Raw genomic sequence first — 24,966 nt, forward strand, 5'->3', positions numbered from 1 at the left:
GTCAGGAATTCCAAATGTTGCGATTTTGTGCGGCGGTTTGCGCCGCACTTTCATTTAGTCTGAGCGCCGGAATCGTCTCGGCGCAGGATGTGACGCTTAAGTCGCACGATGGTGCTGTGGAAATAATCGGCACCCTTCTGGGGTTTGATGGAGAATTCTACCGCGTCGATACCATCTATGGCGAATTGACGGTCGACGGGTCCGGCGTGACCTGTGACGGCCCGGGATGTCCCAATCTTATCAACTTTGTAGCCGATGTGGCGATCTCCGGATCTGAAAGCATGGCTGAGGTTTTGATGCCGGCGTTGCTTGAAGCGTTTGCTCTGAGAAACGGGTTCACGGTGACGCGAAAAGACTTCGAAGAGACCCGGTTTGAGTATCATCTGAGTCAGCTCGAAACCGGTGATCTGCGTGCGCGCTTTCGCTTTCACGCTAGTAATGCCGACGAAGGGTTTGCCGATTTGCTTGCGGATGAGGCGGACATTGCAATGTCGCTGCGTGAAATCCGCCCGCAAGAGGCCGCATTTGGATATGAAGCTGGGCTTGGGGATATGAGTAACACCAACCGCAGCCGCGTTCTCGCGCTGGACGGGATGGTGCCAATTGTGGCTGCCAACAATCCAATCTCGTCTATATCATTGGTCCAGTTGGCAGAGATTTACGCGGGAAAAATCAGCAACTGGAGCGAATTGGGCGGCCCCGATGCACCGATTTCGACCCATCTGGCGGCGGCCAAATCTGGCTTCGCGCAAGCGGTCGAAGATCAACTGATGGTGCGAGCAAATTTGGCGTTTCAGCCGGAAGTTATTCGTCATAATCGAAACCCCGACCTTCTCACCGCGGTGCAACGCGATCCATTTTCCATTGGAATCACTAGTTTTTCTGACACATCAAGCACCAAAGTTCTGACACTTACAGGAAGTTGCGGCTTCTCTTTGGAAGCGTCGCGACGCACGATCAAGACCGAGGACTACCCCCTGAATGCGCCGATGTTCTTGTATTTTCCTGCGCGGCGGTTGCCTAAGCTGGTGCGGGACTTTCTGGCGTACACACGCGGGCCGTCTGCACAGGTTGTGATCCGGCGGGCGGGGTTTGTGGATCAGACCTCTGAGGAAATCGCGATCAACAGTCAGGGTGACCGGCTGGCCAACGCAATTTCGGTTGTCGGCGAAGACCTGACCTTTGAAGACACACAGGAAATGATGGCTACTTTGTTGGGCAAAAAACGCCTGACGACGTCGTTTCGTTTTCAGACCGGATCGTCGCGACTGGATGCGCAGTCCAGATCCAACGTTCATCAACTGGCCCGGGCCATAGAAGGCGGCAGGTACGACACCAGAAAGTTATATTTCGTGGGGTTTTCCGACGGTGAGGGGCCGGCAAAAATCAACCGCAACATCGCCTTGAAGCGTGCCGAAACGGTGCGGGATGCGGTGCTTGCGGCGGCTGAGACGGCGAATTTGGAACGCTTGTCGTTTGACACGATTGCCTTTGGTGAGGCCATGCCTATGGCGTGTGATGATACCTCGTGGGGGCGGCAAGTGAACCGGCGGGTCGAGATCTGGGTCGACTGAGCTACAGATACCCCTCGGCACGAAAGCTGAGTTCGCGGGATTTACCAATGATCAGATGGTCATGCAGCGTGAGGCCAAGCGCCTGCGCGGCCGTGTCGATTTGATGGGTCATTGAGATGTCACTGTCCGAGGGTGAGGGATCGCCCGATGGGTGATTGTGCACTAAAATCAGCGCACTGGCATTGAGTTCGAGCGCCCGTTTCGCCACCTCGCGCGGGTAGACGGGGACGTGATTTACTGTGCCCTGCGCTTGCGCCTCGTCCGCGATGAGGGTGTTTTTGGTGTCGAGATACAGCACGCGGAACTGTTCGGTATCGCGGTGTGCCATGGTGGTGTGGCAATAGGCGATCAACGCGTCCCAGCCGGACAGCACGTGCCGCTGCATAACACGGCTGCGGGCCAGTCTGTGGGCGGCGGCCTCGACGATCTTGAGCTCGGTCACAACCGCATCACCGACGCCGGAAACCTCCTGCAGACGTAAAACGGGTGCGGAGACCACGCCGTTGAAATCTCCGAATGTTTCCAGAAGTTTATGGGCCAGTGGTTTGACGTCCTGACGTGGGATGGCGCGGAACAGGACCAGTTCCAGCATCTCGTAATCTGGCAAAGCATCTGCGCCGCCAGACAGAAACCGCGCGCGCAGGCGCTTGCGGTGGTCGCCAATATAAGACGGCACTTTGCCCGTCGGCAGAGGCGCGGCGGGGGCCTCGTCGGCGTCAAAAAGCGGCAAAGGGCGATCTGAAAAACTGCGGGGGTCAGACATGGTTCCAAGTTGCGCCCACATGGTAAATCAAAGGTTAACGAAGTAACGGCAGCCCCAATCCTTGAGCGAAAACCCTTGTCTGTAACGCGTCGGTATATCGTCGGTATCGCGACAGTGCCGATTTCGGTTGTCCGATGCTGGTTTCGGTGGGACAGTTGCCGCAGTTTGGCGCGCCGCAACGGTGATCCACAATTGGCGGAGACATCCATGCGACTTTTCTTTGCGGCCCTAATCGCTGTTTTTTCGACCAGCGTTGTGCAGGCCCAAACCATCGACCGGATTCTAGAACGCAACGAGATCCGGCTTGGGTTTCGTTCGGATGCGCCGCCGGTGTCGTTCCAACTGGAAGACGGGTCGCCCACCGGCTACACCCCCGCGCTGTGTGTGCATGTGGCGCAGGGCCTTGTGAACGTGTTGCAAGCTGACAACCTTGAGGTACAGTTTGTCGAAGTTGACGCCAGCGACCGGTTCGAAAAGGTCGCGAGCGGCGAGATAGATCTGTTGTGCGGTGTGGCGACAATTACTTTGGAGCGACGGGCGCTGGTTGACTTCTCTATCCCAGTCTACGTCGACGGTACGTCGGTTCTTTTGCCAACGACTGCGGAGGAAGATCTGCGGACTTTGAGCGGCAAACGCATTGGTGTCAGGCGTGACACAACCACAGATCGGACGCTGTCCCAGAAATTGGCGAGTGCTGAGATTGACGTCAAAACCACCCGCTTTGTGAACCACGAAGCCGGCATCATCGCGTTGGAGAAACGCGAGATTGACGCTTATTTTGCGGATCAGTCCATCCTTGCCGGACTTTGGATGTCGAGCCCGCGGCGCAATGAGTTGAAACTGGCGCGTGAAATTTTCACGCTGGAGAAGCAAGGCCTTGCCATGGCGCGCGGTGATGCCGATTTCCGTCTTTTGGTGGATGGCATCCTGTCCGGTTTGTATGCCAACGGTACGGTGCGCGAGACGATGGAAAAAACCATTCCCGGTCTGGTGCCGGGGCCCGGGTTGACTGCATTGTTTATGCTGGCGCCTGAGGTGGACTAAGTCATTCAAATTGTCAGGTCAGGCGCGGTTCTTTTTAGTCCTACTGGTAGGGTTCTTTTGACTTGTGTGGAGAGTAGAGTTGGAGTCTTTTGCTCAAAACAACTTTGAGAAGACTATTCCATGATCCGAATAAATATGACTGTTGCGCTCATTGCCGTGTTGGCTTTGGCCGGATGTATGACGACGACGGCTGAGGCGCCAATTCCGAGCTATGCGGGGGTGGAGAGAGAATACGTTCAATGGAACGGGAAGACTTGGCGGGTTTATGAAAACGATGCAGCAGGAAGAATACTCGTCACTCCGAATAAGGAAGGCATCGGTTCGTCAGGCCTTAGTGGAAACTCGGCTCCTAAAGTTATGAGGCTGGCAGCGCAGCGATACTTCTATGAGAGTGGTCGCGACTGTGAAGTCGGGAGCGACACTTTGCTGTCTGAAAGCGCATATGAATTTCCATACAGCTGTGAGGCATCCACCAAATCCAAGCGCTATTGCGTGTTGGAAAAAGAATGTCAGGACTTTGCGGCCCGCGCATACACAGTGGATCGAAGTTTCGTGGGCGGTCGCTCTGAAAACATGCGTCTGTCATCCAACTATGCGACCATTACCCGGCATCCATCAGAGGAGCTGTTGCTTGTCGCCATGACGAAATATCCGAATTTCGGAGTGAGGGACGATGACTTTGTCGACATCGCTAAGAGCTACTTGAGGCAGCACGCGAGGGGTTGTTCCTTGGGGCGTGAAAAACACCACGTAGACTACGCGACACGGGTGTATTCGGTTTCGTGCTCATGAGGTGAGAGGACAAAGGCAAACAGCTATTGTGGTGACATTTCCGGTTTCGGTCAGGTGGAGGTCGAGCCGACCACGTATGCGCTGAAATCGCGGTCGCGACTGCCGGATGGTCGAGGCCATAGAAAATACCAAATCAAATCCAAAAAGGAAGACGATGAAATATCAATTCACAATTGGTGCGGCGATGCTTGTGGGTGCTTGTCAGACCACCAGCTTTATGCCGGATCAAAATTACGCAAAAGTAGAGCGCCAATCTGTCACCGTGCAGGCCGCGCGAATATTTATTTACGACAAACCGGAACAGCAAAAGATGATGGTGCATCCGCTGGATCGAAACATTAACGCGCCGTTGCTTTTCATTAACTCTGATGAGGTTGTGACGCGGACAGCGGCAAAAAGATACTTCTCTGAAGCTGGGCGCGAATGTGAATTGAATGAGGTCGCGCGGCTTATTGAGCCGGCGGTCTATGAATTCACATATGATTGCGAATAAAAAGAAAGCCCCGCATTGAACCATGCGGGACTTTTCAAATTCGGTGAGACAGGGCTTTACCCCTTCATCGAATCCCAGAAACTTTTGACCGAGCTGAAGAAGCTCGTGCTTTCCGGGTTGTTCTCCTCGCTCAGGTTTTCAAACTCGCGCAACAGCTCTTTTTGGCGGCTGGTGAGTTTCACCGGAGTTTCCACCGCCAGTTCGATCATCATGTCGCCGGAGCCGCCGCCGCGCAGGGCGGGCATGCCTTTGCCGCGCAGGCGCATTTGACGCCCTGATTGTGAGCCTGAGGGGATTTTCACCCGCGAACGGCCGCCGTCGATCGTTGGCACCTCGATGTCGCCGCCAAGGGCTGCGCTGGTCATGCTGACCGGCACGCGACAGAAAAGGTTCACACCGTCTCGTTCGAAGATCTGATGCGGGCTGACCTCGATAAAGATATAGAGATCGCCTGCAGGACCACCGCGCATGCCGGCCTCGCCTTCACCAGCAAGGCGGATGCGGGTGCCGGTTTCCACGCCTGCGGGGATGTTGACCGATAGGGCGCGGTCTTTTTCCACGCGGCCTTGGCCACCACAGGATTTACAGGGATTCTGGATGATCTGACCCAGACCCGAACAGGTCGGACAGGTGCGTTCAACGGTGAAGAAACCCTGCTGCGCGCGCACCTTGCCCATGCCGGAGCATGTCGGGCAGGTGGTGGGTTCAGAACCGCCTTCGGCGCCAGAGCCGTCACAGCCATCACAGGCCACCGAGGTGGGCACATTGATGGTTTTCTGCATGCCGCCAAAGGCGTCTTCGAGTGAAATACGCAGGTTGTAGCGCAGGTCGGCGCCGCGCGAGGCGCGTTGGCGCCCGCCGCCGGGGCGTCCACCGCCGCCGCCACCCATGAAATCGCCGAACAGGTCGTCAAACACGTCGGAGAAGGCCGAGGCAAAGTCGCCCTGACCGGGATGTCCGCCACGTTGTCCGCCGCCCATGCCACCTTCAAAGGCGGCGTGGCCGTAGCGGTCATAGGCCGCTTTTTTCTCGGCGTCTTTCAGAACTTCGTAGGCCTCGTTGGCCTCTTTGAACTGGTTTTCCGCTTCGGGATTGTCGGCGTTGCGGTCGGGGTGCAGTTCTTTGGCTTTGGTACGGTAGCCTTTTTTGATCTCGTCTGCCGAAGCCCCTTTGGCGACGCCAAGCACCTCATAGAAGTCACGTTTTGCCATGGGTTACTCCTTTGGCTGGACTGAAATGGGCCGATCCGGAGGTCGGACCGGCCCGATTTTCAGGTCCGTAAGCGACTTAGCGTTTGCCGTCGTCGAGGTCTTCGAAGTCGGCGTCGACGATGTCGTCATCTGCCGCTGGTCCTGCATCCATGTCAGGGGCCTCTTCGCCGGCCTCTGTCTGAGCCGATTTGTAGATCGCCTCACCCAGACGCATCGCCACTTCCATGACGTTCTGGATGCCGGATTTCAGCTTCTCACCGGTGATGTCCTCTTTCTCGAGGTCATCTTTGAGCGAGGCAATGGCCAGTTCGATGGCTTCGACAGTGGATGGATCCACTTTGTCGCCATGCTCGGCCACCTGTTTCTCGGTGTCGTGCACCAGGCTTTCGGCCTGGTTGCGGGCTTCGATCAACTCGCGGCGCTCTTTGTCGGCCTCGGCGTTGTCTTCCGCGTCCTGCACCATTTTCTCGATGTCGGCATCGGACAGACCACCAGAGGCCTGGATGGTGATTTTCTGCTCTTTGCCGGTGCCTTTGTCAGCCGCGCCCACGGACACGATGCCGTTGGCGTCGATGTCGAAGGTCACTTCGATCTGTGGCATGCCGCGTGGAGCGGGCGGGATGTTTTCGAGGTTGAACTGGCCGAGGATCTTGTTGTCGGTGGCCATTTCACGCTCGCCCTGGAACACACGGATGGTCACGGCGTTCTGGTTGTCTTCGGCGGTGGAGAAGATCTGCGACTTTTTGGTCGGGATCGTTGTGTTGCGGTCGATCAGACGGGTGAACACGCCACCCAGCGTTTCGATGCCCAGCGACAGAGGCGTCACGTCCAGCAGAACCACGTCTTTGACATCGCCTTGCAGAACACCGGCCTGAATGGCGGCGCCCATGGCAACCACTTCGTCAGGGTTCACACCTTTGTGGGGCTCTTTACCGAAGAACTTGGTCACTTCCGCGATAACTTTGGGCATGCGTGTCATACCACCCACGAGAACCACTTCGTCGATCTCGTTTGCGGACAGACCGGCGTCTTTCAACGCGGCGGCACAAGGCTTCAGCGACGCTTTGATCAGGTCGTTGACCAACGATTCAAGCTTGGCACGGGTCAGTTTGATGACCATGTGCAGCGGCGTACCGGTGGCTGGGTCCATCGAGATGAACGGCTGGTTGATCTCGGTCTGGCTGGAGGACGACAGTTCGATCTTGGCTTTCTCGGCAGCTTCTTTCAGACGCTGCAGGGCCATTTTGTCTTTGGTCAGATCGACGCTGTGCTCTTTTTTGAACTGATCCGCGAGGTAGTTCACGATGCGCATGTCAAAGTCTTCACCACCCAAGAACGTGTCGCCGTTGGTGGATTTCACTTCGAACAGGCCATCGTCGATTTCGAGGATGGTTACGTCGAATGTACCGCCGCCGAGGTCATAGACCGCGATGGTTTGGGTTTCTTCTTTGTCCAGACCATAGGCCAGCGCAGCCGCAGTGGGCTCGTTGATGATGCGCAGCACTTCGAGGCCAGCGATTTTGCCGGCATCTTTGGTCGCCTGACGCTGTGCGTCGTTGAAGTAGGCAGGAACGGTGATCACGGCCTGTGTCACGTCTTCGCCAAGATAGGACTCGGCGGTTTCTTTCATCTTGCCAAGAATGAAGGCGGAGAGTTGCGAAGGAGAGTACTTCTCATCCTTTGCTTCGACCCATGCGTCACCGTTGCCACCGTCGATCACAGAGAACGGCATGTTCTTGAGGTCTTTGGCAAGGTTCGCATCGTCGACGCGGCGACCGATCAGGCGCTTGACGCCGAACACGGTGTTTTCCGGGTTGGTAACGGCCTGGCGTTTTGCAGGCTGGCCTACGAGACGCTCGTCATCCGTGAACGCGACGATGGACGGCGTGGTGCGCGCGCCTTCGGCGTTTTCAATTACTTTTGGCTGCGAACCATCCATGATGGCGACGCAGGAGTTTGTTGTACCGAGGTCGATACCGATCACTTTGCTCATTCTGTATCCCTTCTACTTAAGGCGATGTATGGTGCCCGGACCCGATTTGGCATCCGTGCCCCGATCCAGTTGCTTTCCCGCAAGACGGAAAAGCGCTTCGGAGCGTATATAGGGCCACGAAATAAGCCCTGCAACCGCAAGGACGGAACGATTGGGTATGAATCACGACATTTGTTTTGGCAATTGGGCAGAGAACGCGCACGAAGATGAACAAAAGGTTGAAAATTCGCGACTTCGAGGTGCTCAAGGGCTTTCTGTCATCCGACGCACAACACGGGCTGTTGGACGATTTACGCGCCGTTGCGCGTGTGGCGCCGATGCGTTCGCCCGTGACGCGGTGGGGAAAACCGATGAGCGTGAAGATGACCAGCGCCGGGCGGCTTGGCTGGATATCGGATCGGCGCGGTTATCGGTATGAGGCGGAGCATCCGGATGGGATGGCTTGGCCGCCGATACCGGAAACGATTCTGGCGTTGTGGCGTGAGGTCACGGAGTTGGACCGTGAGCCTGATTGCTGCCTGATCAACTACTACGGCGAGGACGCGCGGATGGGGTTGCATCAGGACAAAGACGAAGGCGATTTTGACTGGCCGGTGGTGTCAGTGAGCCTTGGGGATGAGGGGCTGTTTCGCATTGGTGGCACAGAACGGGGCGGCAGCACCGAGTCGGTGTGGCTGCAATCGGGTGACGTGGTGGTGATGGGCGGTGCTGCGCGGCTGGCCTATCACGGTGTGGACAGGATCCGGTTCGGCTCATCACGTTTGTTGCCGGATGGTGGACGGATCAACATCACATTGAGGGTGGTGGACCTTTAAACGTGGCGTCGAATGAAGCGTCCTTGGGTGGCTGGATCAGTATCCGGCGATCGAACAGCACCCTGAGAGCAACGACACCTCGCCACCGTGGCGTTTGAATGCGGCAACCGAAAGACCGAACAAACGATCTGACATGCCGTCTGAGCATTGTTCGCGGCGGAAGGTGGCCACCGAGTCGCCATAGCCCAAAGCCCAGAGGCCCGGCACACCGGAGGCTGGCACCAGCAACCCGGCACCGGGGGTTTCGTAATCGCCAGCAGGTGTTGAGAACTGCACACGTTGACCTTGCACGAACTCTGCGGACCAGAAGGGTTCGGTGCCATAACAGCTGAGCCGTTGGGCGAGCGCGTAGTCGGGGTTGGGCTCTTGTCGTGCCAGATAGCGAAGCGACACCCAGCCGGACCCTTCGCCAGTGTTGACGCGGCCCCAGTTGCCCTCTGCGGTGATAACTTCGACGTCTGTCGCATTATAGGCAAACGAGCCGACGAGAGGCGCACCGGAGGACGCATCAGCGCGAATGTTGAGCACATCGTCGCTGGCGACGTCGGTCACATCATGCAACGCCGGAAAATCCTGCGCCCAAAGCAAGGTCGGCAAAAGAAGGAGAGCGGCAATTAGGCGAATCATCGTTTTGCATTCCAGCTAAGAGAGGCGTGGCGTCGGGTGTAAAATTCGCCCATCAGGCCGATCATCAACAGAACGATGCCAACCATCAGAGGATACATGACCGACGAGTTGCGCGGGAAGTAGTTGATGAAGGCAAAGCCGCGCGATTGATCAATGCAGTGAAACAGCGGGTTCCAGTCAAACATCGCCAACATAAAGCTTGGCAGGGTGTTGGCGACGAACATTTTGCCCGAAGCAATCATATTGGCACGGGCATAGATGGTGGATGCAATCGACACAAACGTCGGAAACCACGGTTTGAGCGCGAGAAACACAGTGCCAATCGCGAGACCAGTGAACCAGCCCAACAGCAACATGCCAAAGGTCGGGATCGGTTGGTCAAACGATATCGGCGTAAAGGCGACGTGATAAACAAACAGGATCGCAAAGAGCGACAAAATTTGAATGTAGAGCGTGCCAAGCGCGGCGGACGCGATCGCGATGATCGTGTTCATCGGCGCGTGTTTCATCATGGGGGAGGACGGACCTTCTGAACCGACGACTGCGCCCAGCGTTTTGGTGTGTGTCAGAAACAGAAACACACCGGACATAAGGTAAATCAGAAAGTCGCCGCGCAAGGCCGCGCTTCGCAGGCCGAGAACCGAGAACATAACGTAGAAGGCGAGCACAAAAATGATCGCCTGAAGCATGTTCATGACAATCGACAGAACCGCATTGCCGTGTGATTTTCGCACGTCCCGCACAATCGAGTGATAAATCAGCTCGAAGATACCAAGTGCCGACGAAAGCGTCGTTTTATGTGCAGTTTGCTGAAACATGACCTGTGCCGTTTTAGGGGTAGTGCTGTTATGTCAGGGAAATCTTGCCGTTCTGTTACACTGCTATCATAAGAGGCGCTGTAGTGCAGTTCAACAAATGCCCGTGTAGGAGAGTTCTTTTGAATTACGATGTGTTGATTCCGATTATCCGCAAGCTTGCAATCGAAGCCGGTGAGAAGATCATGGAGATTTACAACGCCGATGATTTTGACGTGAAGGTCAAATCCGACGACAGCCCGGTGACCGAGGCAGACGAAGCCGCAGACGCGTTGATCTCTGTCGGTTTGCGGGCCGCGTTTCCTGATGTGATGTTGGTCACCGAAGAACAGTCGGAGAGCCACACTGCCAAGGGTGAGACGTTCCTGATTGTGGACCCGCTGGACGGCACCAAAGAATTCATCCACCGCCGCGGCGATTTCACCGTGAACATCGCCTATGTTGAAAAAGGCGTTCCACAACGCGGTGTGGTCTATGCGCCCGCCAAAAACCGCATGTTCTTTACCCAAGCAGATGGGCAAGCGGTCGAAGAAGTTGGTGCGTTTGATCCCGAGGTTGTCGGCGAAACCAGCCCAATCAACGTTGCAAAATCGGACAATGCTGCACTGTTGGTGGTGGCGTCCAAATCGCACCGCGATCAGGCGACGGACGACTACATCAACAAGTACAACGTCAAAGACAGCAAATCTGCTGGCAGTTCGCTGAAATTCTGCCTTGTGGCCACTGGCGAAGCGGACATCTATCCGCGCGTGGGCCGCACCATGGAGTGGGACACGGCCGCAGGGCATGCGGTTCTGTTGGGCGCGGGCGGTCAGGTTGTGCGGTTTGATGACCACACGCCGCTGGTTTACGGCAAAGAAGATTTCGCCAACCCGTTCTTTATCGCCTATGCGCCTGACGTGGCGCTCAAAACCGCCTGATGTCTGTTCTGATCGTTATCCCCGCGCGTTATGCCTCGTCGCGCTATCCCGCCAAACCTTTGGCGGAATTGCGCGGGGCGACCGGTGAGGCCCGCAGCCTGATCCGTCGCAGTTGGGACGCGGCCTGTGCCGTCAAAGGCGTGGACCGCGTTGTGGTGGCAACGGATGACGATCGCATCAAGGACGCAGCCGAAGCGTTCGGCGCCGAAGTGGTGATGACCTCGGAGGCCTGCGCCAACGGCACAGAGCGTTGCGCCGAGGCGTTTGATGCGCTGGGCGGTGGTTTTGACATTGTCGTCAACTTGCAGGGCGATGCCCCGCTGACCCCCGCATGGTTTGTCGAAGACCTTGTCGAAGGGCTGCGCAAGGACACGATGGCCGAAGTGGCGACACCTGTGTTGCGCTGCGATGGCCGAGCGTTGAACGGATTTCTTGAAGATCGGCGCGACGGGCGTGTGGGTGGCACGACGGCGGTGTTTACCACGGACCATCACGCGCTTTATTTCTCCAAGGAAGTGATCCCGTTCACCACTGACAGCTATAGCGACGAAGACGCGACGCCGGTGTTTCACCATGTTGGCGTCTATGCCTATCGTCCGTCAGCATTGGGCGCCTATCCGCGCTGGGCGGCGGGTCCGCTGGAGCAGCTGGAAGGGTTGGAGCAATTGCGGTTCATGGAACATGGGCGGCAAGTGCTGTGCGTCGAGGTTGAGGCGCGGGGGCGGCAGTTCTGGGAGTTGAACAATCCCGAAGATGTGCCTCGGATTGAGGCGATGATGGCCGAGATGGGCGTCGCATGACGCAGCCGCCTGTGAGCGTTATCGTTGTCAGCCGAGGTCGTCCCAAGGCATTGCGACGGACGCTGACGGGCATTTCGCAGCAGGTTTATGCGCAGTTTGAAGTGATCGTTGTGACCGATGCCGAGGGCATGGAAGCGGTCGGGTTTCTTGACTTTGGTCATCAGCTAAAGACGGTCTCGTTTGACGAGGCCAACATTTCGGCCGCGCGTAATCTGGGGATTGCTGCCGCTGCTGGTGAAATTGTTGCGTTCATTGACGATGACGCGGTGCCGGAAACCGGATGGCTTTGGCACTTGATGGCGCCGTTTGACCAACCCGAAGTGTCCGCCGTTGGCGGGTTTGTGCGCGGGCGCAACGGGATCGCGTTTCAATGGCAAGCCCGAAGCGTGGATGGCGCTGCGCGGCACAGCGATATTGCACTGAACAGTGACAAACCGGTGGAAATGAGCCCAGCCCAGGGGCGCGCGATCAAAACCGAAGGCACCAATATGGCCTTTCGCCGTGATGTGATCGCCGAGATGGGTGGCTTTGATCCGGCTTTTCATTTTTACCTCGACGAAACCGATCTGAATATGCGCTTGGCGGAGATGGACGCGGTGACGACGATTGTGCCGCTGGCCGAGGTGCACCACGGATATCTGGAAAGCGTACGGCGGTTGGCCAGTCGGGCGCCGCGTGACCTGAGCGGAATTGGCGCCAGCATGGCGGTTTTTCTGCGCAAGCATTGCCCCGAGGCGGAGCGTGCGGCAGTTTGGAAAGCATTTAAGCGCGAACAAAGGCTGCGGCTGGTGGAATTCATGGTGCGCGGTGAGATGATGCCGGGTGATGTGGCGCGATTGATGCGTGGGTTGCGGCAGGGCTACGATGAGGGGCTTGAGCGTGACATCGCGGTATTGCCGAGGATCCCTCGGGCGCCGGAAGGATTTCGCAGTTTTGAAAGCATTTCGTCCGGTTCCGTTGTGGTGGCTGGCCGCTTTTGGCGCCGCCGCGCGATTTTGCGCGAGGCGCACTGCCATGCGCGCGCGGGGCGGGTGGCGTCGGCTTTTGTGTTTTCGCGTACGGGGCTGTTTCATCGTGTGGCCTATGACGGCGAGGGCTTTTGGGTGCAGACCGGTGGGTTGTTTGGTCGCGCCGGTAGAGACGGGAAACTGTTTCGACTGATCGGGTTTCGCAAGAGGGTGCAGCAGGAAAAACAAAGGGTTGCCCGACAACGCATGTTGTTGGATGAAGGCGCGCACGCCTTTGGGAAGGACAAGACATGACACAGCATCAGCGCACCGCCTTGGTAACAGGATCAGCCGGATTCATCGGCTATCACACCGCCAAGCAGCTGTTGGCGGATGGCTGGCGTGTGATTGGTCTGGACGCGATGACCGACTATTACGATGTGTCGCTCAAGGAGCGTCGTCACGCGATGCTTTTGCAAAACGCCGGTTTCAGCGCGATCAACGCACGACTGGAAGAACCCGGCAAGTTGATGGCGATTTTTGAGGACCATCAGCCCGATGCTGTGATCCATTTGGCGGCGCAAGCTGGTGTGCGATATTCAATTGATGCGCCGCGGTCTTATCTTGAGGCCAACCTGATGGGGACGTTTGATTTGCTGGAGGCGGCGCGGGCCTTTCCACCTGCGCATATGCTGATGGCGTCGACCAGTTCGGTCTATGGCGCAAACACGGAAATGCCCTATGCCGAGACGCATAAGGCGGACAGTCAGATGTCGTTTTATGCGGCCACCAAGAAGGCAAACGAGGCGATGGCGCATTCTTATGCGCATCTTTACGACCTACCGATCACCATGTTCCGGTTCTTTACGGTTTATGGTCCATGGGGGCGGCCGGACATGGCGCTTTTCAAATTCACCAAGGCGATTTTGGAAGGCAACGCGATTGATGTTTACAACCACGGCGACATGATGCGGGACTTCACCTTTATCGACGATCTGGTGGCCGGCATTGTGGCGCTGATCGAGGCGGTGCCCGCAAAACCGGACGCGCGCGAGGCAGTCTATGAGGCCGACAGCCTGAGCGCCGTGGCGCCTTGGCGGGTGTGCAATATCGGCAACGGCCAACCGGTGCAGTTGATGGATTACATCAAGGCGATCGAAACCGCGTTGGGTCAGGAGGCCGAGAAGAATTTCATGCCGATGCAGGCGGGCGATGTGCCGGCGACATGGGCAGATGCGGGTTTGCTGGAACAATTGACCGGACAGATCCCACAGACACCGGTGGAGGTGGGTGTGGCGAAGTTCGTGACGTGGTATCGCGACTTTTACAACGTCTGATCAGTTTTCGCCGACGATGGTCAGCCCGACCTGGTCCGGTTTGTCTCCGGATTCAACCCAGCGTCCCAAAGTGGCCTCGAGCAATTCTGTGTCGCGCTCTTGCACTGCGCGGCGGAGGTCTTGCAACGCGCCAGCAATTTCCAGTTCGGACAGGTAGTTTTCTTGCGCCCGAAGGATTTTGGGGTGAGGCGTCGTCAACATGTCAGAGCCGATCAGCAGCTCTTCGTGGATCTTTTCACCGGGTTGCAGGCCGCTGATCACAACCGGAATATCGCCGTTCGGATTGCGGTCGTTGCGCGGGGTATAACCTGCCGTTTCGATCATCTTGTGGGCGACATCGAGAATTTTGACCGGTTGGCCCATATCCAGCACAAAGACATCGCCACCACGTGAAAAGCTGCCAGCGAGCAGCACAAGCCGCACGGCCTCGTCAACGGTCATGAAAAAGCGGGTGACATCGGGATGCGTGACCGTGACCGGTCCGCCATTGCGGATTTGATCCTGAAACAGCGGGATTACCGAGCCGGAGGAGCCCAGTACATTGCCAAAACGCACCATGGAAAATTTGGTGGTCTCAGCGCGAGTGGCAAGATCCTGAATGACCAGTTCTGCCAGACGTTTGGATGATCCCATAACGGATTCCGGACGCACAGCCTTGTCGGTGGAGACCAGAATAAAGCGGCGCACACCGGCGCGGCGGGCCTCGTCGGCCACGATGCGGGTGCCAAAAACGTTGTTTCGGACGCCCTCAAAAGCGTTGCCTTCGACGATGTTGACGTGTTTGTAGGCGGCTGCGTGAAACACAACGTCGATGTCGTGTTTCTCAAGGGTTTCGCGCACCAGTTCGGGGTTCACAACAGATCCCAAAACGGCCACCAGTTTGACATTCAAACCCATGTCGACCAATTCGCGCTGAATTCGGTAGAGAGCGTGTTCACTATGATCGAGCAGCACGACCTGTGCCGGTCGCAACCGGATCACTTGACGACACAACTCGGAGCCGATGGAGCCGCCCGCGCCGGTCACCAGAATGTTCAGGCCGCGATACGTCGAGTTTGACGACGGCAGATCGGTTTCCAGCGCGTCACGCCCAAGCAGTGCGCGCATTTGCATGGGCTGAGACGAGGTCACCTTTTCGCCGCGCAACACCATGTCGGCGAAGGAGGGAAGCGCCAGGACTTCGCAGCCCAGCCCGCGCAGTTTTTGGGCGAGTCGCAGGCGCACTGCCTGTTCTGCGGAAGGCATGGCAAGGATCACGCGATCAATGCCGATACGTTGCACCAGCATCGCGATATTGTTTGGCGAATGCACCCGCAGGCGAAGTACCGAGAGGTTGTGAAGGTTGGGGTTGTCGTCGACAAAACACGCCACTTCAAATTCGTCATCGGTCTGAAGCGCAGCGGCCAGTTGCTGACCGGTTTGTCCAGCGCCGTAGATCAACACCAGCTTGCGTTTGCGGCGGCTGGCGTAAATGCGTTGTACGATTTTGCGCAGAAGGATCCGCGAGGCCACCGACAATACTGCGTAGATAATGCCGAAATTGAGCAGGGCCGCAAAAGGCACGTGGGGAATGTCATTAGAAACCCACGTCAACGCCTCGCCGGAGACGGTCAACACGGCCGCGATGAGCAAAGTTTGGCCAATGTCGTCTAGCCCGTAAGCGTTGAGCTTGATCGTGTGCAGGCCGAAGAATTTTATGAGGCCAGCGGCCAGCGGCAAGAGAATCACCAGATACAAAGAGAGGTCGAGGAGTCCCAGCGATCCAGTGTCTGCGTGGGTCAATAGCGCGTCGCCAATCAAAACAGCGACCACCACAAGCACCAGATCCAGGCAGATCAGGATGAGCCCTTTTTGGGAGCGTTTTAAGGTAGTTAGAAACTCATAGAGCATTGCTAGTCTCAGTATAAAGCATTCAGGCCGTCAGTTGTGCATTGCCTGTACAAAATCGCTAAAGGAACAAAAAGAATTTTCTCTTTAAGGTGTTATAGCATTGTTTGTGACGAAAATGGAAAACCAGCCAACTTGGGTTCCTCTTTGGGCGAAATCGGCGGAAACTCGCACAAAAAACTAGCATTGTGCCTTGGTGTCCGTTTGGATGCTTTTGGGACACCCGGTTTCGACCAATTTACAACATAAAATCCGTAATTGACCAACTTAAGCGACCAAGATGATAGCCAAGACGATGCAAACCTGTCATTCACTGGCCGCAAAAAGATCGGTGCGAGCTGCAAGTTTTGAGGCAATGTGAATGAATTTTAGGGCTGTTATCGCAGTGATGCTTCTAGCGGTGGGTATGCTGGGCGGTTGTTCGCTCCCACGTGGCGGGCCAATTGCATCTGAGATAGTTGGGAATTCCACACAGGACGACATCGCGATTGAACGCGTCACCCGCACCAGCGCCCGCGACATTCAAAAATGGCCCGCTTCGGGATGGCATGGACATTATCATTGGTTTGCCCGGCAGTCCGGCCCCGGCAACCGGATCATCCGCCCCGGCGATCTGGTCACGCTGACCATTTGGGACAATCAAGACAACTCTCTGCTGCTTGGCCCTGAGCAGCGCAGTGCGCCATTGCGGCCTGAGGAAGTGACCCTCGAAGGTTCGGTTTTTGTGCCTTATGTCGATAACATTCAAGTCAATGGTTTGACGCCACAAGAAGCTCGTAGGGTTATCCAAGACCGCCTCACACCCATCGCCCCTTCGGCGCAGGTGCAGATTGAAGTGAGGTCAGGCCGTCGCAATTCCGCGGATCTGGTGTCGGGTGTGCGCACTCCGGGCAGCTATCCATTGCCGGATCGGAATGTGTCGTTGCTGTCGCTTATTGCGCAGGCGGGCGGTGTGGACGAGTCGGTCGAAAACCCGCTTATTCGGTTGGTCCGAGGCGACCAATCTTATGAAATTCCAATGGACAGTCTTTATAAAGATCCGGCCAAGAACGTCATCTTGCGTGGTGGCGATCAGGTGATTGTAGATGAGGAAGAGCGATTCTTCCTGGCCGTTGGATCGACACAGAAAGAAGAGCAGGTGTTCTTCCACAAGGAACACATCTCGGCGATGGAGGCGTTGGCCATTCTAGGGGGGCTCGTGGATACGCGGGCCAATCCGCAGGGCATTCTGATTTTACGGGAATATCCTGAGTCTGCTGTTCGGGCAGATCGGACTGGGCCGCCGATGCGCCACATGGTGTTTGTGTTTGATATCACCAACGCCGACGGTGTTTACGGCGCTAAGAACTTTCAAATACAACCAAGCGACATTGTGATTGCGTCGGAGTCGGCAGTGAAGCCGGCGCAGGCGGTGATTGCATTGGCTGGGTCGTTGTTTGCCATAAACAACCTGTTTGACTAGGCAGGCATAGCCCGCTTCGCGGCTGTGTAGGGAAAAGGCGAGCAATTTTTCCCCTGCCTAAACGGATTGTTGTAGGTATGAGTGCTATAGTTGGCGCGGGGAGCAGAATGTTCCTTGTCTATAAAAAGAGGTGAGTGATCCATGCGTAGAAAAGTGACCAAGGCGATTTTTCCCGTTGCGGGACTTGGCACCCGATTCCTACCGGCCACCAAATCGGTCCCAAAAGAGATCATGACGTTGGTGGATCGACCGTTGATTCAATACGCAATCGACGAGGCCCGCGAGGCAGGAATCAAGGAATTCATATTTGTCACGTCGCGTGGCAAAGGCGCATTGGAAGACTATTTTGATCATTCTCCGCAATTGGAGCAAGAGCTGCGAAAGAAGGGCAAAGATGACCTGCTTCAGGCGCTCAAAGACACCAATATGGAAAGTGGCGCGATTGCCTATATCCGCCAGCACAAGGCATTGGGTCTTGGGCATGCGGTGTCCTGTGCGCAGCGCCTGATTGCCAATGAACCTTTTGCGGTGATCCTGCCCGACGACGTGATCGCAGGTGAACATGGGTGTTTGAAGCAGATGGTTGACGCCTATGAGGAAACCGGCGGTTGTATGGTCGCCGCCATGGAGGTGCCGCCCACGAAGGCGTCGGCTTATGGTGTTCTGGACGTCAAAGAAGACATGGGCGCGTTGGTGTCTATCAAAGGTATGGTCGAAAAGCCGAAAGCCGATGAGGCGCCGTCCAACCTCGCGGTCATCGGACGGTATATCCTGACGCCGGATGTGTTGCGCAACCTGAACAAACAGGAATCCGGGGCGGGTGGCGAAATCCAACTGACGGATGCGATTGCCAAAGAGATCGAGGCGGAGCGCAACGTTTTTGGCTTCCGTTTCAAGGGGCAGCGGTATGACTGCGGGTCAAAGGCCGGGTTCCTTCAGGCAACCGTGGCGTTTGCATTGGCACGTGATGAACTGCGGGACGAATTGGAAGTTTATCTCGAAGAGATGCTTGCAGCACGCAAGGCAGCACAATAAGCCCGTGGCCATGACTGGCTTGGAGGCTGTGGCGTGAGCAATGTTCTGGTAACCGGAGGAGCGGGCTATATCGGCTCGCACGCCTGCAAAGCGCTGCGCGCGGCCGGTTTCACGCCGGTCACCTACGACAATCTCTGCACCGGCTGGCAAGATGCGGTCAAATTTGGCCCGTTTGAGCTAGGAGAATTGCAAGATCGCGCCCGACTGGATGAGGTGTTTGCCACCTATCAGCCGGTTGCGGTGATGCATTTTGCGGCGCTCAGCCAAGTGGGCGAGAGCATGGCAGAGCCGGGTCGGTATTGGCATAATAACGTGGGCGGATCGCTGACGTTGTTTGAGGCCGCCGTTGCGGCGGGATGCCTGAACGTGGTTTTCAGCTCGACCTGCGCGACATATGGCGATCATGACAACGTGCTTTTGGACGAATCTGTCCAGCAACATCCCATCAATGCCTACGCAAGCTCAAAGCGCGCGATCGAGGATATGTTGCGGGATTTCGAGGGCGCACACGGGTTGCGCAATGTGATCTTCCGTTATTTCAATGTGGCGGGTGCCGATCCTGAGGCCGAGGTGGGTGAGCATCATCAGCCGGAAACACATTTGGTGCCGCTGATGCTGGATGCGATTGCGGGCAAGCGCGATGCGCTGACCATTCATGGCACGGATTACGACACGCCGGATGGTACGTGTATTCGCGACTACGTTCATGTGTGCGATCTGGTGGATGCGCATGTGCTTGGGCTGCGTTGGTTGTTGGACGGCAAGCAAAGCCGTGTGTTTAACCTTGGGTCGGGCACTGGGTTCTCCGTTCGCGAAGTGGTTGACCAGTCCCGCGCTGTCACCAACAAAGCTGTGCCCGTCACCGAAGGGCCGCGCCGCGCGGGGGATTGCACCAAGCTGGTTTCCGGCTCGACACGTGCTGAGAAAGAGCTAGGCTGGACGCCAACACGCTCCAAAATGGACATCATGATCGCAGATGCATGGAGATGGCACCAAACCGGCCATTACGACCGATAGCCCAACCGCCCGCCTGTTTGAACTAACGCGGGTCCTGACGCTCAAGGGCCGTCCGCCCACAGGGGTGGATCGGGTGTGTCTGGCGTATTTGCGGGCGATTGTTCGGGACGCGACGCCCGCCTGGGGATTGGCGCGCACCAAGCTGGGATATGTGCTGGTCGACAAGGATGGCATGCGCCAGCTTTTGGCACGGCTGGTCGGCCAGACGCCGTGGGGCAAACGCGACTGGCTCTCGCGTTTGACACGGGATGCCGACAATTCAAAAAGCGAAACAGAGGCCGACCTGCGTCGATTATGTGTGGCACGCACGGCGCCGTCAGGTTTGTCGCGCATGTTGCGGCGGCATCTGCCAGCGGGAAGCGTGTATATCAATGTGGATCACGCCAATTTTCCGGACCGTGTTTCGAGAGCCGTGAAATCCGTCAAGGACGGCAAAGTCGTGGCCTTTGTTCACGATACTATCCCTCTGGATCTTGCGGATTTTGAGGTGTCCAAGCCCACGGAAGAATTTGCCCGAATGTTTGAGCGTATGCGGCTGAATTGCGATCTGCTGCTCGCCAATTCGGAGGTCACGCGACAGGATGTGGTCCGGCATATGTCAAAGGCGGGTGACGTGCCGCCTATCGTCGTGGCGCATTTGGGCATAGAAGGTGATTTGTTCCAAATCGTGAACAATATGCCCGCGCTGGTATCGACGCCCTATTTCGTGTTTGTGGGCACGATTTCACCCCGCAAAAACGTGAATGTGCTGTTGGATTTATGGGAGCAAATGGCCTCAGAGCAGCCCGCGGATACGCTACCGCATTTGGTGGTTGCCGGTCGGCGCGGATGGAAAAGCGAAGCGCTGTTTGAACGACTGGATGCAAGCCCGCTGAGAGGGATATGCCTGCACGAGTTTAATCAATTGGATGACGCGTCTCTTGGCAACCTTGTGGCGGGGGCATCAGGTCTGCTGTTTCCAAGTGGCGCGGAAGGTTTTGGTCTGCCGCCAGTTGAAGCTGCTGCCGCCGGGGTGCCGGTGGTCTGCAACGAATTGCCCGTGATGCGGGAAATTCTCGGAGATTATCCCATTTACGCAAGCGTTACAGACAGTTATTCATGGTTGCAGGCAATACGGATGTTGGCGCGGGCTGATCAGGATGCGCAGGGTGCGGACGGTCGGCCCGAGACGCGTTTCGAGCCGCCAACCTGGGAGGCGCATTTCAACGCCGTCTTAAGGGTCACGTGATAGTCCGGTGAGTCAAATCCCGGGGAACTGGTTGAAGGTAAGGAAACGGATTGGGCGTTTGGCAATCATATCGGCTTCGGGTTAGACGCCGTTATCGGCTTGGCCGCTCGATCCGGAAGCGGCGCGAGTTGCGTCCGATTGTCAACCGCACGGGCAGCATCAAGCGGGACGATCTGTTGTTGTTTTCGACCCTGCGAAATGAGCTGATCCGTCTCCCGTTTTTCCTCGATTACTATCGCGACAAAGGCATCAACCATTTCCTGATCGTGGACAATGACAGCGATGACGGCTCGCTTGAGTATTTGTCAGAGCAGCCGGATGTGTCCGTCTGGCACACTCGCAGCAGCTATAAGAAGTCGCGGTTTGGCGTGGATTGGCTGAACTGGCTGCAGTTTCGCTATGGGCACGAACATTGGTGCCTGGTGGTCGATCCCGATGAGTTCTTTATCTATCCGTTCTGCGACACGCGCCCCATTCGGGCCCTGACCGACTGGCTGGACGCGTCCTCCATCAAATCTTTCAGCGCGATGTTGCTGGATATGTATCCGCGTGGGCCAATCACCGAGAATCCCTATCGCTCCGGGCAAGACCCTTTGGACATCGCGTGCTGGTTCGATGCCGGCAATTACACGATGTCCAAGAACGCCGCTTATGGAAACCTCTGGATTCAGGGCGGTCCGCGTTCGCGGGTGTTTTTCCCCGACAATCCGGAGCTGGCGCCAGCGTTGAACAAGATCCCGTTGGTGAAATGGAACCGCCGCTATACCTATGTGAGCTCTACTCACATGTTGCTGCCGCGCGGACTCAATCAGGTTTACGATGAATGGGGCGGCGAAAAAGCGTCGGGCCTTTTGTTGCATGCCAAGTTCATCGACACGTTCACCGCAAAAGCCGAGGAAGAGTTGCGACGCAACATGCACTATTCGGCGAGCGTGGAATACCACGCCTATGCGGAACGGCTTCGGGACAACCCCGAGCTTTGGTGCAAGTGGAGTGAAAAATACATCAACTGGCGCCAGCTTGAGATTTTGGGCCTCATGTCCAAGGGGAACTGGGCATGAGCGTGGGAATTCTGATGTTGGTGCACACCGCGTTTGGCCGAGCCGAGCAGGTGGCGCGACATTGGAATAAATACGGCTGCCCTGTGGTTATCCACGTGGATGCCACTGTGAAACCCAAGCAATACAAACGCTTTGTCAAAGCGCTGGAAGATCTGCCTGACGTCAAATTTTGCAAACGCCACAAATGTGAATGGGGCGCTTGGGGCTTGGTGGCGGCGTCACAATCCGCGGCCGAGATGATGTTGCACGAGTTTCCCAGCGTGCGGCATGTTTATCTGACGTCGGGGTCCTGTTTGCCGCTGCGACCGGTGCAGGAATTGAAAGACTATCTCAAGGCCCGCCCGCGCACAGATTTTATCGAAAGCGCGACGACGGCGGATGTACCGTGGACCGTCGGCGGTTTGGACGCAGAGCGGTTTACGCTGCATTTCCCATTCTCATGGAAGCGCAATCGCTATCTGTTTGACAAGTGGGTCGATATTCAGCGGTTCCTGCGCATCAAGCGGCGCATTCCGCATGGCATTGTGCCGCATATGGGCAGCCAGTGGTGGTGCCTGACACGCCAGACCTTGTCGGCCATCCTTGAGGACCCTGAACGCGCAACGTTTGATAAGTATTTTAGTCGCGTCTGGATTCCGGACGAAAGCTACTTCCAGACTCTGTCGCGGCTGTATTCGACAAAGATCGAAAGCCGGTCTTTGACGCTGTCGAAATTCGACTTTCAGGGCAAACCGCATATTTTCTACGACGACCATCTGCAGCTGTTGCGGCGGTCCGATTGTTTTGTGGCGCGCAAGATCTGGCCGCAGGCCAACAAGCTTTACAATGGCTTCATGCGGGACCCTGAGGGCGCCATCAAGATGAGCGAGCCGAACCCTGCCAAGATCGACCGGATCTTTGCCAAAGCGGTGGAACGGCGGACCAAGGGCCGAACGGGGCTTTATATGCAGAGCCGCTACCCCAACGAGGGATGGGAAAACGGCATGACCTTTGGCCGCTATTCGGTGTTTCACGGCTTTTCCGAGCTGTTTGAGGATTTTGAAACCTGGCTGGGACGGACCACCGGGGCGCAGGTGCACGGGCACGTATTCGCGCCGGAACGGGCGGAATTCTCCGGTCGGCAGCGGGTGATAAACGGCGCGCTCAGCAGCTCTCCGAAGCTGCGCGATTATCATTCGATTGCCTTTCTGTCGAACCTGATCTGGAATACCCGTGGTGAGCGGCAGTGTTTTCAGGTGGGACCGCGCGATGAAGGTGCGCCGATTTGGTTCATCGCCAAAGACCCCAATGCGCAGGTCAGTGTGATCAGCGGCGCTTGGGCTGTGCCGTTGTTTAAGTCGAACCTGAATTTCACCGACATCCGGGCAGAGGCCGCGCGACTGCAAAAGCTGGAAAACCTGCAACTCTTTGCGCTGCGCTCGCCCTATGCCAAAGCGCGGGTGCGGATTTGGACCATGGCGGAGTTCATCGAAGCCCCGATGGAGCCGTTGCAGACCATCATCGACGAGATCGGTATTGATCGGGCCCGTCGCCTGTCAGAGGCACCGCGCATGACCGATCTAAGCGGTTTCGGTCAGTTCCTTCAAAACCTCAAGAACCAGGGGATGCACCCCTATCTGATGGGAGACTTTCCTGTCGAACAACCCGAAGGCGGGCAGAAAAAGCCGCCTCGCAAACCTTATCTGGTGCAGTAAACCCGTATGTCCAAGTTTGATTATTTTGTGGTGTTTGCAGAGATGCGCACCGGGTCCAACTTTCTGGAAACCAACATCAACGCTTTTGATGCGCTCAGCTGTCACGGTGAGGCATTCAATCCGCATTTTATCGGGTATCCGAACCGAGATGACGTGCTTGGCGTCACGCTGGAGCAGCGCACAGCCGATCCGGTGGCGTTGTTACGCGCCATCAAAGAAGAGCCCGGTGTGTTGTCGGGGTTTCGATATTTTCATGACCACGATCCGCGTGTGTTGGACACCTGTTTAAACGATCCGCGCTGCGCCAAAATTGTTCTGACGCGCAATCCGCTGGACAGTTACGTCAGCTGGAAAATCGCGCAGGCCACCGGCCAGTGGAAGCTGACGGATGTGCGGCGGCGCAAGGACAGCAAGGTGCGGTTTGACGGGCCGGAGTTCAAACGCCACGTCGAGGATTTGCAGGACTTTCAGGTGACGTTGATGAAGGCGCTGCAGACCAGCGGGCAGACTGCGTTTTACGTGGCCTATGAGGATCTGCAGGACATCGACGTGATGAACGGTCTGGCACGGTATCTGGGCGTTGATGAAACGCTGCCGGCCCTAGACAAATCGCTTAAGCGGCAAAACCCCAGCGCGGTGTCGGAAAAAGTGTCAAATTTTGCCGAGGTGTCGTTGGCTTTGGCGGATTTGGACCGGTTCAATCTGAACCGCACCCCGAATTTCGAACCCCGCCGCGGGTCGGTGGTGCCGACCTATCTGGCCGGCGCGGTGGTGCCGTTGATGTATATGCCAGTGCGCTCGGGCCCTGAGGAACAGGTCGCGGCCTGGCTGGCGGCGCTGGATTCGGTAACCACCAACGGACTGATGACGGATTTTTCTCAGAAGACCCTGCGCAAATGGAAACGCAGCAACAAAGGGCATCGCACCTTTACTGTGGTGCGCCATCCTGTGGCGCGGGTGCACGCGGCGTTCTGTTCGCGCATTCTGAGGACCGACGAGGGCAGCTACTCCAAAATTCGCAACACGCTGCGCAGGGTGCATAAGCTGCCGCTTCCCAAAGAGGGGCCGGGGCCGGACTATGACGTTGCTGCGCATCGGGCGGCGTTTCTGGCGTTTCTGGATTTTGTCAAAGCGAACCTGCAGGGGCAGACCGGCATCCGGCAAGATGCGCATTGGGCGACTCAGTCCGGTGCGATGAGGGGATTCGGTGATTTCGCTTTGCCGGATATGATCGTCCGCGAGGAGGAAATGGGCAGCTATCTTCCCGCGCTGGCGATGCAGGTGGGGCGCAAATCCGTACCTGATTTGCTGCCCGCGAAACCGGACACGCCGATTGCTTTGGAAGCGATTTATGACGAGGAGATCGAAAGCCGGGTACGCGACATTTATCAACGCGACTATATGGTCTTTGGTTTTGAAAAATGGCGCTGAGGTCTTGAGCCTATTTCGGG

22 protein-coding genes are annotated in these 24,966 nt (G+C 56.8%); 16 read left to right on the forward strand and 6 right to left on the reverse strand.

What is annotated here, in order from left to right:
- The first annotated feature begins 14 nt into the window (after positions 1 to 14).
- On the forward strand, positions 15 to 1,574 hold the full coding sequence (locus SHIM_RS01750; RefSeq protein WP_054000910.1) for a phosphate ABC transporter substrate-binding/OmpA family protein: 1,560 nt from the start codon (positions 15 to 17) through the stop codon (positions 1,572 to 1,574).
- A gap of 1 nt (position 1,575) precedes the next feature.
- Here SHIM_RS01750 and radC read toward each other — a convergent pair whose 3' ends face one another.
- Positions 1,576 to 2,337, reverse strand: a complete 762-nt coding sequence (radC, locus tag SHIM_RS01755) for a RadC family protein (protein ID WP_054000945.1) — start codon at positions 2,335 to 2,337, stop codon at positions 1,576 to 1,578.
- A gap of 207 nt (positions 2,338 to 2,544) precedes the next feature.
- Here radC and SHIM_RS01760 point away from each other — a divergent pair, with 207 nt between their 5' ends.
- From SHIM_RS01760 to SHIM_RS01770, 3 genes are all read left to right on the forward strand, one after another.
- Positions 2,545 to 3,381, forward strand: a complete 837-nt coding sequence (locus tag SHIM_RS01760; protein ID WP_152926385.1) for an amino acid ABC transporter substrate-binding protein — start codon at positions 2,545 to 2,547, stop codon at positions 3,379 to 3,381.
- A gap of 120 nt (positions 3,382 to 3,501) precedes the next feature.
- Positions 3,502 to 4,173, forward strand: a complete 672-nt coding sequence (locus tag SHIM_RS01765; RefSeq protein WP_054000912.1) for a hypothetical protein — start codon at positions 3,502 to 3,504, stop codon at positions 4,171 to 4,173.
- Between the two features lie 106 nt (positions 4,174 to 4,279).
- Entirely contained in the window at positions 4,280 to 4,666 is a 387-nt protein-coding gene (locus SHIM_RS01770) for a hypothetical protein (protein ID WP_054000913.1), read from the forward strand.
- Positions 4,667 to 4,722: 56 nt separating this feature from the next.
- On the opposite strand, the gene dnaJ is transcribed toward SHIM_RS01770, so the two are convergent.
- Together dnaJ and dnaK are read right to left on the reverse strand one after the other, a co-directional pair.
- Positions 4,723 to 5,877 carry a molecular chaperone DnaJ gene (dnaJ, locus tag SHIM_RS01775; protein WP_054000914.1) on the reverse strand — a complete coding sequence of 385 codons (1,155 nt, stop codon included), beginning with the start codon at positions 5,875 to 5,877 and terminating at the stop codon, positions 4,723 to 4,725.
- Positions 5,878 to 5,953: 76 nt separating this feature from the next.
- On the reverse strand, positions 5,954 to 7,870 hold the full coding sequence (gene dnaK, locus SHIM_RS01780) for a molecular chaperone DnaK (RefSeq protein WP_054000915.1): 1,917 nt from the start codon (positions 7,868 to 7,870) through the stop codon (positions 5,954 to 5,956).
- A 206-nt stretch (positions 7,871 to 8,076) separates the two neighbouring features.
- On the opposite strand from dnaK, the gene SHIM_RS01785 reads away from it, so the two are divergent.
- A complete protein-coding gene (locus SHIM_RS01785) occupies positions 8,077 to 8,685 on the forward strand; it encodes an alpha-ketoglutarate-dependent dioxygenase AlkB family protein (RefSeq protein WP_054000916.1) in 609 nt (202 codons plus the stop codon).
- A 36-nt stretch (positions 8,686 to 8,721) separates the two neighbouring features.
- Here the strand turns inward: SHIM_RS01785 and SHIM_RS01790 are convergent, their stop codons facing one another.
- The gene (locus SHIM_RS01790) at positions 8,722 to 9,312 is read right to left on the reverse strand and encodes an SH3 domain-containing protein (protein WP_054000917.1); all 591 of its coding nucleotides are present in this window, start codon (positions 9,310 to 9,312) and stop codon (positions 8,722 to 8,724) included.
- Positions 9,309 to 10,130 carry an ABC transporter permease gene (locus tag SHIM_RS01795; protein WP_054000918.1) on the reverse strand — a complete coding sequence of 274 codons (822 nt, stop codon included), beginning with the start codon at positions 10,128 to 10,130 and terminating at the stop codon, positions 9,309 to 9,311. The genes SHIM_RS01790 and SHIM_RS01795 overlap by 4 nt, the downstream gene beginning before the upstream one ends.
- A 119-nt stretch (positions 10,131 to 10,249) precedes the next feature.
- Between SHIM_RS01795 and cysQ the strand changes: the two genes are divergently transcribed.
- From cysQ to SHIM_RS01815, 4 genes are read left to right on the forward strand one after another with little or no spacing between them, the layout of a single operon-like run.
- Positions 10,250 to 11,047: a 3'(2'),5'-bisphosphate nucleotidase CysQ gene (cysQ, locus tag SHIM_RS01800; RefSeq protein WP_054000919.1), complete on the forward strand. Its 798-nt coding sequence runs from the start codon at positions 10,250 to 10,252 to the stop codon at positions 11,045 to 11,047.
- Positions 11,047 to 11,847 carry a 3-deoxy-manno-octulosonate cytidylyltransferase gene (locus SHIM_RS01805; protein ID WP_054000920.1) on the forward strand — a complete coding sequence of 267 codons (801 nt, stop codon included), beginning with the start codon at positions 11,047 to 11,049 and terminating at the stop codon, positions 11,845 to 11,847. The genes cysQ and SHIM_RS01805 overlap by 1 nt, the downstream gene beginning before the upstream one ends.
- Positions 11,844 to 13,109, forward strand: coding sequence for a glycosyltransferase family 2 protein (locus SHIM_RS01810; RefSeq protein ID WP_054000921.1), 1,266 nt, complete (start codon positions 11,844 to 11,846; stop codon positions 13,107 to 13,109). Before SHIM_RS01805 ends, SHIM_RS01810 begins: the two co-directional genes overlap by 4 nt.
- A complete protein-coding gene (locus SHIM_RS01815) occupies positions 13,106 to 14,131 on the forward strand; it encodes an NAD-dependent epimerase/dehydratase family protein (RefSeq protein WP_054000922.1) in 1,026 nt (341 codons plus the stop codon). The genes SHIM_RS01810 and SHIM_RS01815 overlap by 4 nt, the downstream gene beginning before the upstream one ends.
- Here the strand turns inward: SHIM_RS01815 and SHIM_RS01820 are convergent, their stop codons facing one another.
- On the reverse strand, positions 14,132 to 16,021 hold the full coding sequence (locus tag SHIM_RS01820; RefSeq protein ID WP_054000923.1) for a polysaccharide biosynthesis protein: 1,890 nt from the start codon (positions 16,019 to 16,021) through the stop codon (positions 14,132 to 14,134). It abuts the gene before it with no gap.
- Positions 16,022 to 16,379: 358 nt separating this feature from the next.
- On the opposite strand from SHIM_RS01820, the gene SHIM_RS01825 reads away from it, so the two are divergent.
- The 7 genes from SHIM_RS01825 to SHIM_RS01855 all read left to right on the forward strand — a co-directional run bounded on the left by SHIM_RS01825 (position 16,380) and on the right by SHIM_RS01855 (position 24,946).
- Complete coding sequence (locus SHIM_RS01825; RefSeq protein WP_054000924.1) at positions 16,380 to 17,480, forward strand: polysaccharide biosynthesis/export family protein; 1,101 nt, start codon at positions 16,380 to 16,382, stop codon at positions 17,478 to 17,480.
- A 141-nt stretch (positions 17,481 to 17,621) separates the two neighbouring features.
- Complete coding sequence (galU, locus tag SHIM_RS01830) at positions 17,622 to 18,515, forward strand: UTP--glucose-1-phosphate uridylyltransferase GalU (protein ID WP_054000925.1); 894 nt, start codon at positions 17,622 to 17,624, stop codon at positions 18,513 to 18,515.
- Positions 18,516 to 18,548: 33 nt separating this feature from the next.
- Positions 18,549 to 19,532: a UDP-glucose 4-epimerase GalE gene (gene galE / locus SHIM_RS01835; RefSeq protein ID WP_054000926.1), complete on the forward strand. Its 984-nt coding sequence runs from the start codon at positions 18,549 to 18,551 to the stop codon at positions 19,530 to 19,532.
- Positions 19,492 to 20,760, forward strand: coding sequence for a glycosyltransferase family 4 protein (locus SHIM_RS01840; protein WP_054000927.1), 1,269 nt, complete (start codon positions 19,492 to 19,494; stop codon positions 20,758 to 20,760). The genes galE and SHIM_RS01840 overlap by 41 nt, the downstream gene beginning before the upstream one ends.
- 110 nt (positions 20,761 to 20,870) lie before the next feature.
- Positions 20,871 to 21,821: a glycosyltransferase family 2 protein gene (locus SHIM_RS01845; protein WP_446740592.1), complete on the forward strand. Its 951-nt coding sequence runs from the start codon at positions 20,871 to 20,873 to the stop codon at positions 21,819 to 21,821.
- Complete coding sequence (locus SHIM_RS01850; protein WP_054000929.1) at positions 21,818 to 23,515, forward strand: DUF5927 domain-containing protein; 1,698 nt, start codon at positions 21,818 to 21,820, stop codon at positions 23,513 to 23,515. Before SHIM_RS01845 ends, SHIM_RS01850 begins: the two co-directional genes overlap by 4 nt.
- A 6-nt stretch (positions 23,516 to 23,521) precedes the next feature.
- The gene (locus SHIM_RS01855) at positions 23,522 to 24,946 is read left to right on the forward strand and encodes a sulfotransferase family 2 domain-containing protein (RefSeq protein WP_054000930.1); all 1,425 of its coding nucleotides are present in this window, start codon (positions 23,522 to 23,524) and stop codon (positions 24,944 to 24,946) included.
- The last annotated feature ends 20 nt before the right edge of the window (positions 24,947 to 24,966 follow it).

Source organism: Shimia sp. SK013 (genome assembly GCF_001292625.1).
Classification (GTDB): domain Bacteria; phylum Pseudomonadota; class Alphaproteobacteria; order Rhodobacterales; family Rhodobacteraceae; genus Shimia.

What these genes read in the sequence shown, in the direction of transcription:
- dnaJ (WP_054000914.1), bottom strand. Translation starts at nt 5,877, where the DNA reads ATGGCAAAACGTGACTTCTATGAGGTGCTTGGCGTCGCCAAAGGGGCT.
- dnaK (WP_054000915.1), bottom strand. Translation starts at nt 7,870, where the DNA reads ATGAGCAAAGTGATCGGTATCGACCTCGGTACAACAAACTCCTGCGTC.
- galU (WP_054000925.1), top strand. Translation starts at nt 17,622, where the DNA reads ATGCGTAGAAAAGTGACCAAGGCGATTTTTCCCGTTGCGGGACTTGGC.
- SHIM_RS01855 (WP_054000930.1), top strand. Translation starts at nt 23,522, where the DNA reads ATGTCCAAGTTTGATTATTTTGTGGTGTTTGCAGAGATGCGCACCGGG.
- SHIM_RS01790 (WP_054000917.1), bottom strand. Translation starts at nt 9,312, where the DNA reads ATGATTCGCCTAATTGCCGCTCTCCTTCTTTTGCCGACCTTGCTTTGG.
- radC (WP_054000945.1), bottom strand. Translation starts at nt 2,337, where the DNA reads ATGTCTGACCCCCGCAGTTTTTCAGATCGCCCTTTGCCGCTTTTTGAC.
- SHIM_RS01785 (WP_054000916.1), top strand. Translation starts at nt 8,077, where the DNA reads ATGAACAAAAGGTTGAAAATTCGCGACTTCGAGGTGCTCAAGGGCTTT.
- SHIM_RS01850 (WP_054000929.1), top strand. Translation starts at nt 21,818, where the DNA reads ATGAGCGTGGGAATTCTGATGTTGGTGCACACCGCGTTTGGCCGAGCC.
- SHIM_RS01760 (WP_152926385.1), top strand. Translation starts at nt 2,545, where the DNA reads ATGCGACTTTTCTTTGCGGCCCTAATCGCTGTTTTTTCGACCAGCGTT.
- SHIM_RS01770 (WP_054000913.1), top strand. Translation starts at nt 4,280, where the DNA reads ATGGTCGAGGCCATAGAAAATACCAAATCAAATCCAAAAAGGAAGACG.
- SHIM_RS01825 (WP_054000924.1), top strand. Translation starts at nt 16,380, where the DNA reads ATGAATTTTAGGGCTGTTATCGCAGTGATGCTTCTAGCGGTGGGTATG.
- SHIM_RS01840 (WP_054000927.1), top strand. Translation starts at nt 19,492, where the DNA reads ATGCATGGAGATGGCACCAAACCGGCCATTACGACCGATAGCCCAACC.
- SHIM_RS01820 (WP_054000923.1), bottom strand. Translation starts at nt 16,021, where the DNA reads ATGCTCTATGAGTTTCTAACTACCTTAAAACGCTCCCAAAAAGGGCTC.
- SHIM_RS01805 (WP_054000920.1), top strand. Translation starts at nt 11,047, where the DNA reads ATGTCTGTTCTGATCGTTATCCCCGCGCGTTATGCCTCGTCGCGCTAT.
- SHIM_RS01810 (WP_054000921.1), top strand. Translation starts at nt 11,844, where the DNA reads ATGACGCAGCCGCCTGTGAGCGTTATCGTTGTCAGCCGAGGTCGTCCC.
- SHIM_RS01815 (WP_054000922.1), top strand. Translation starts at nt 13,106, where the DNA reads ATGACACAGCATCAGCGCACCGCCTTGGTAACAGGATCAGCCGGATTC.
- SHIM_RS01750 (WP_054000910.1), top strand. Translation starts at nt 15, where the DNA reads ATGTTGCGATTTTGTGCGGCGGTTTGCGCCGCACTTTCATTTAGTCTG.
- SHIM_RS01795 (WP_054000918.1), bottom strand. Translation starts at nt 10,130, where the DNA reads ATGTTTCAGCAAACTGCACATAAAACGACGCTTTCGTCGGCACTTGGT.
- SHIM_RS01765 (WP_054000912.1), top strand. Translation starts at nt 3,502, where the DNA reads ATGATCCGAATAAATATGACTGTTGCGCTCATTGCCGTGTTGGCTTTG.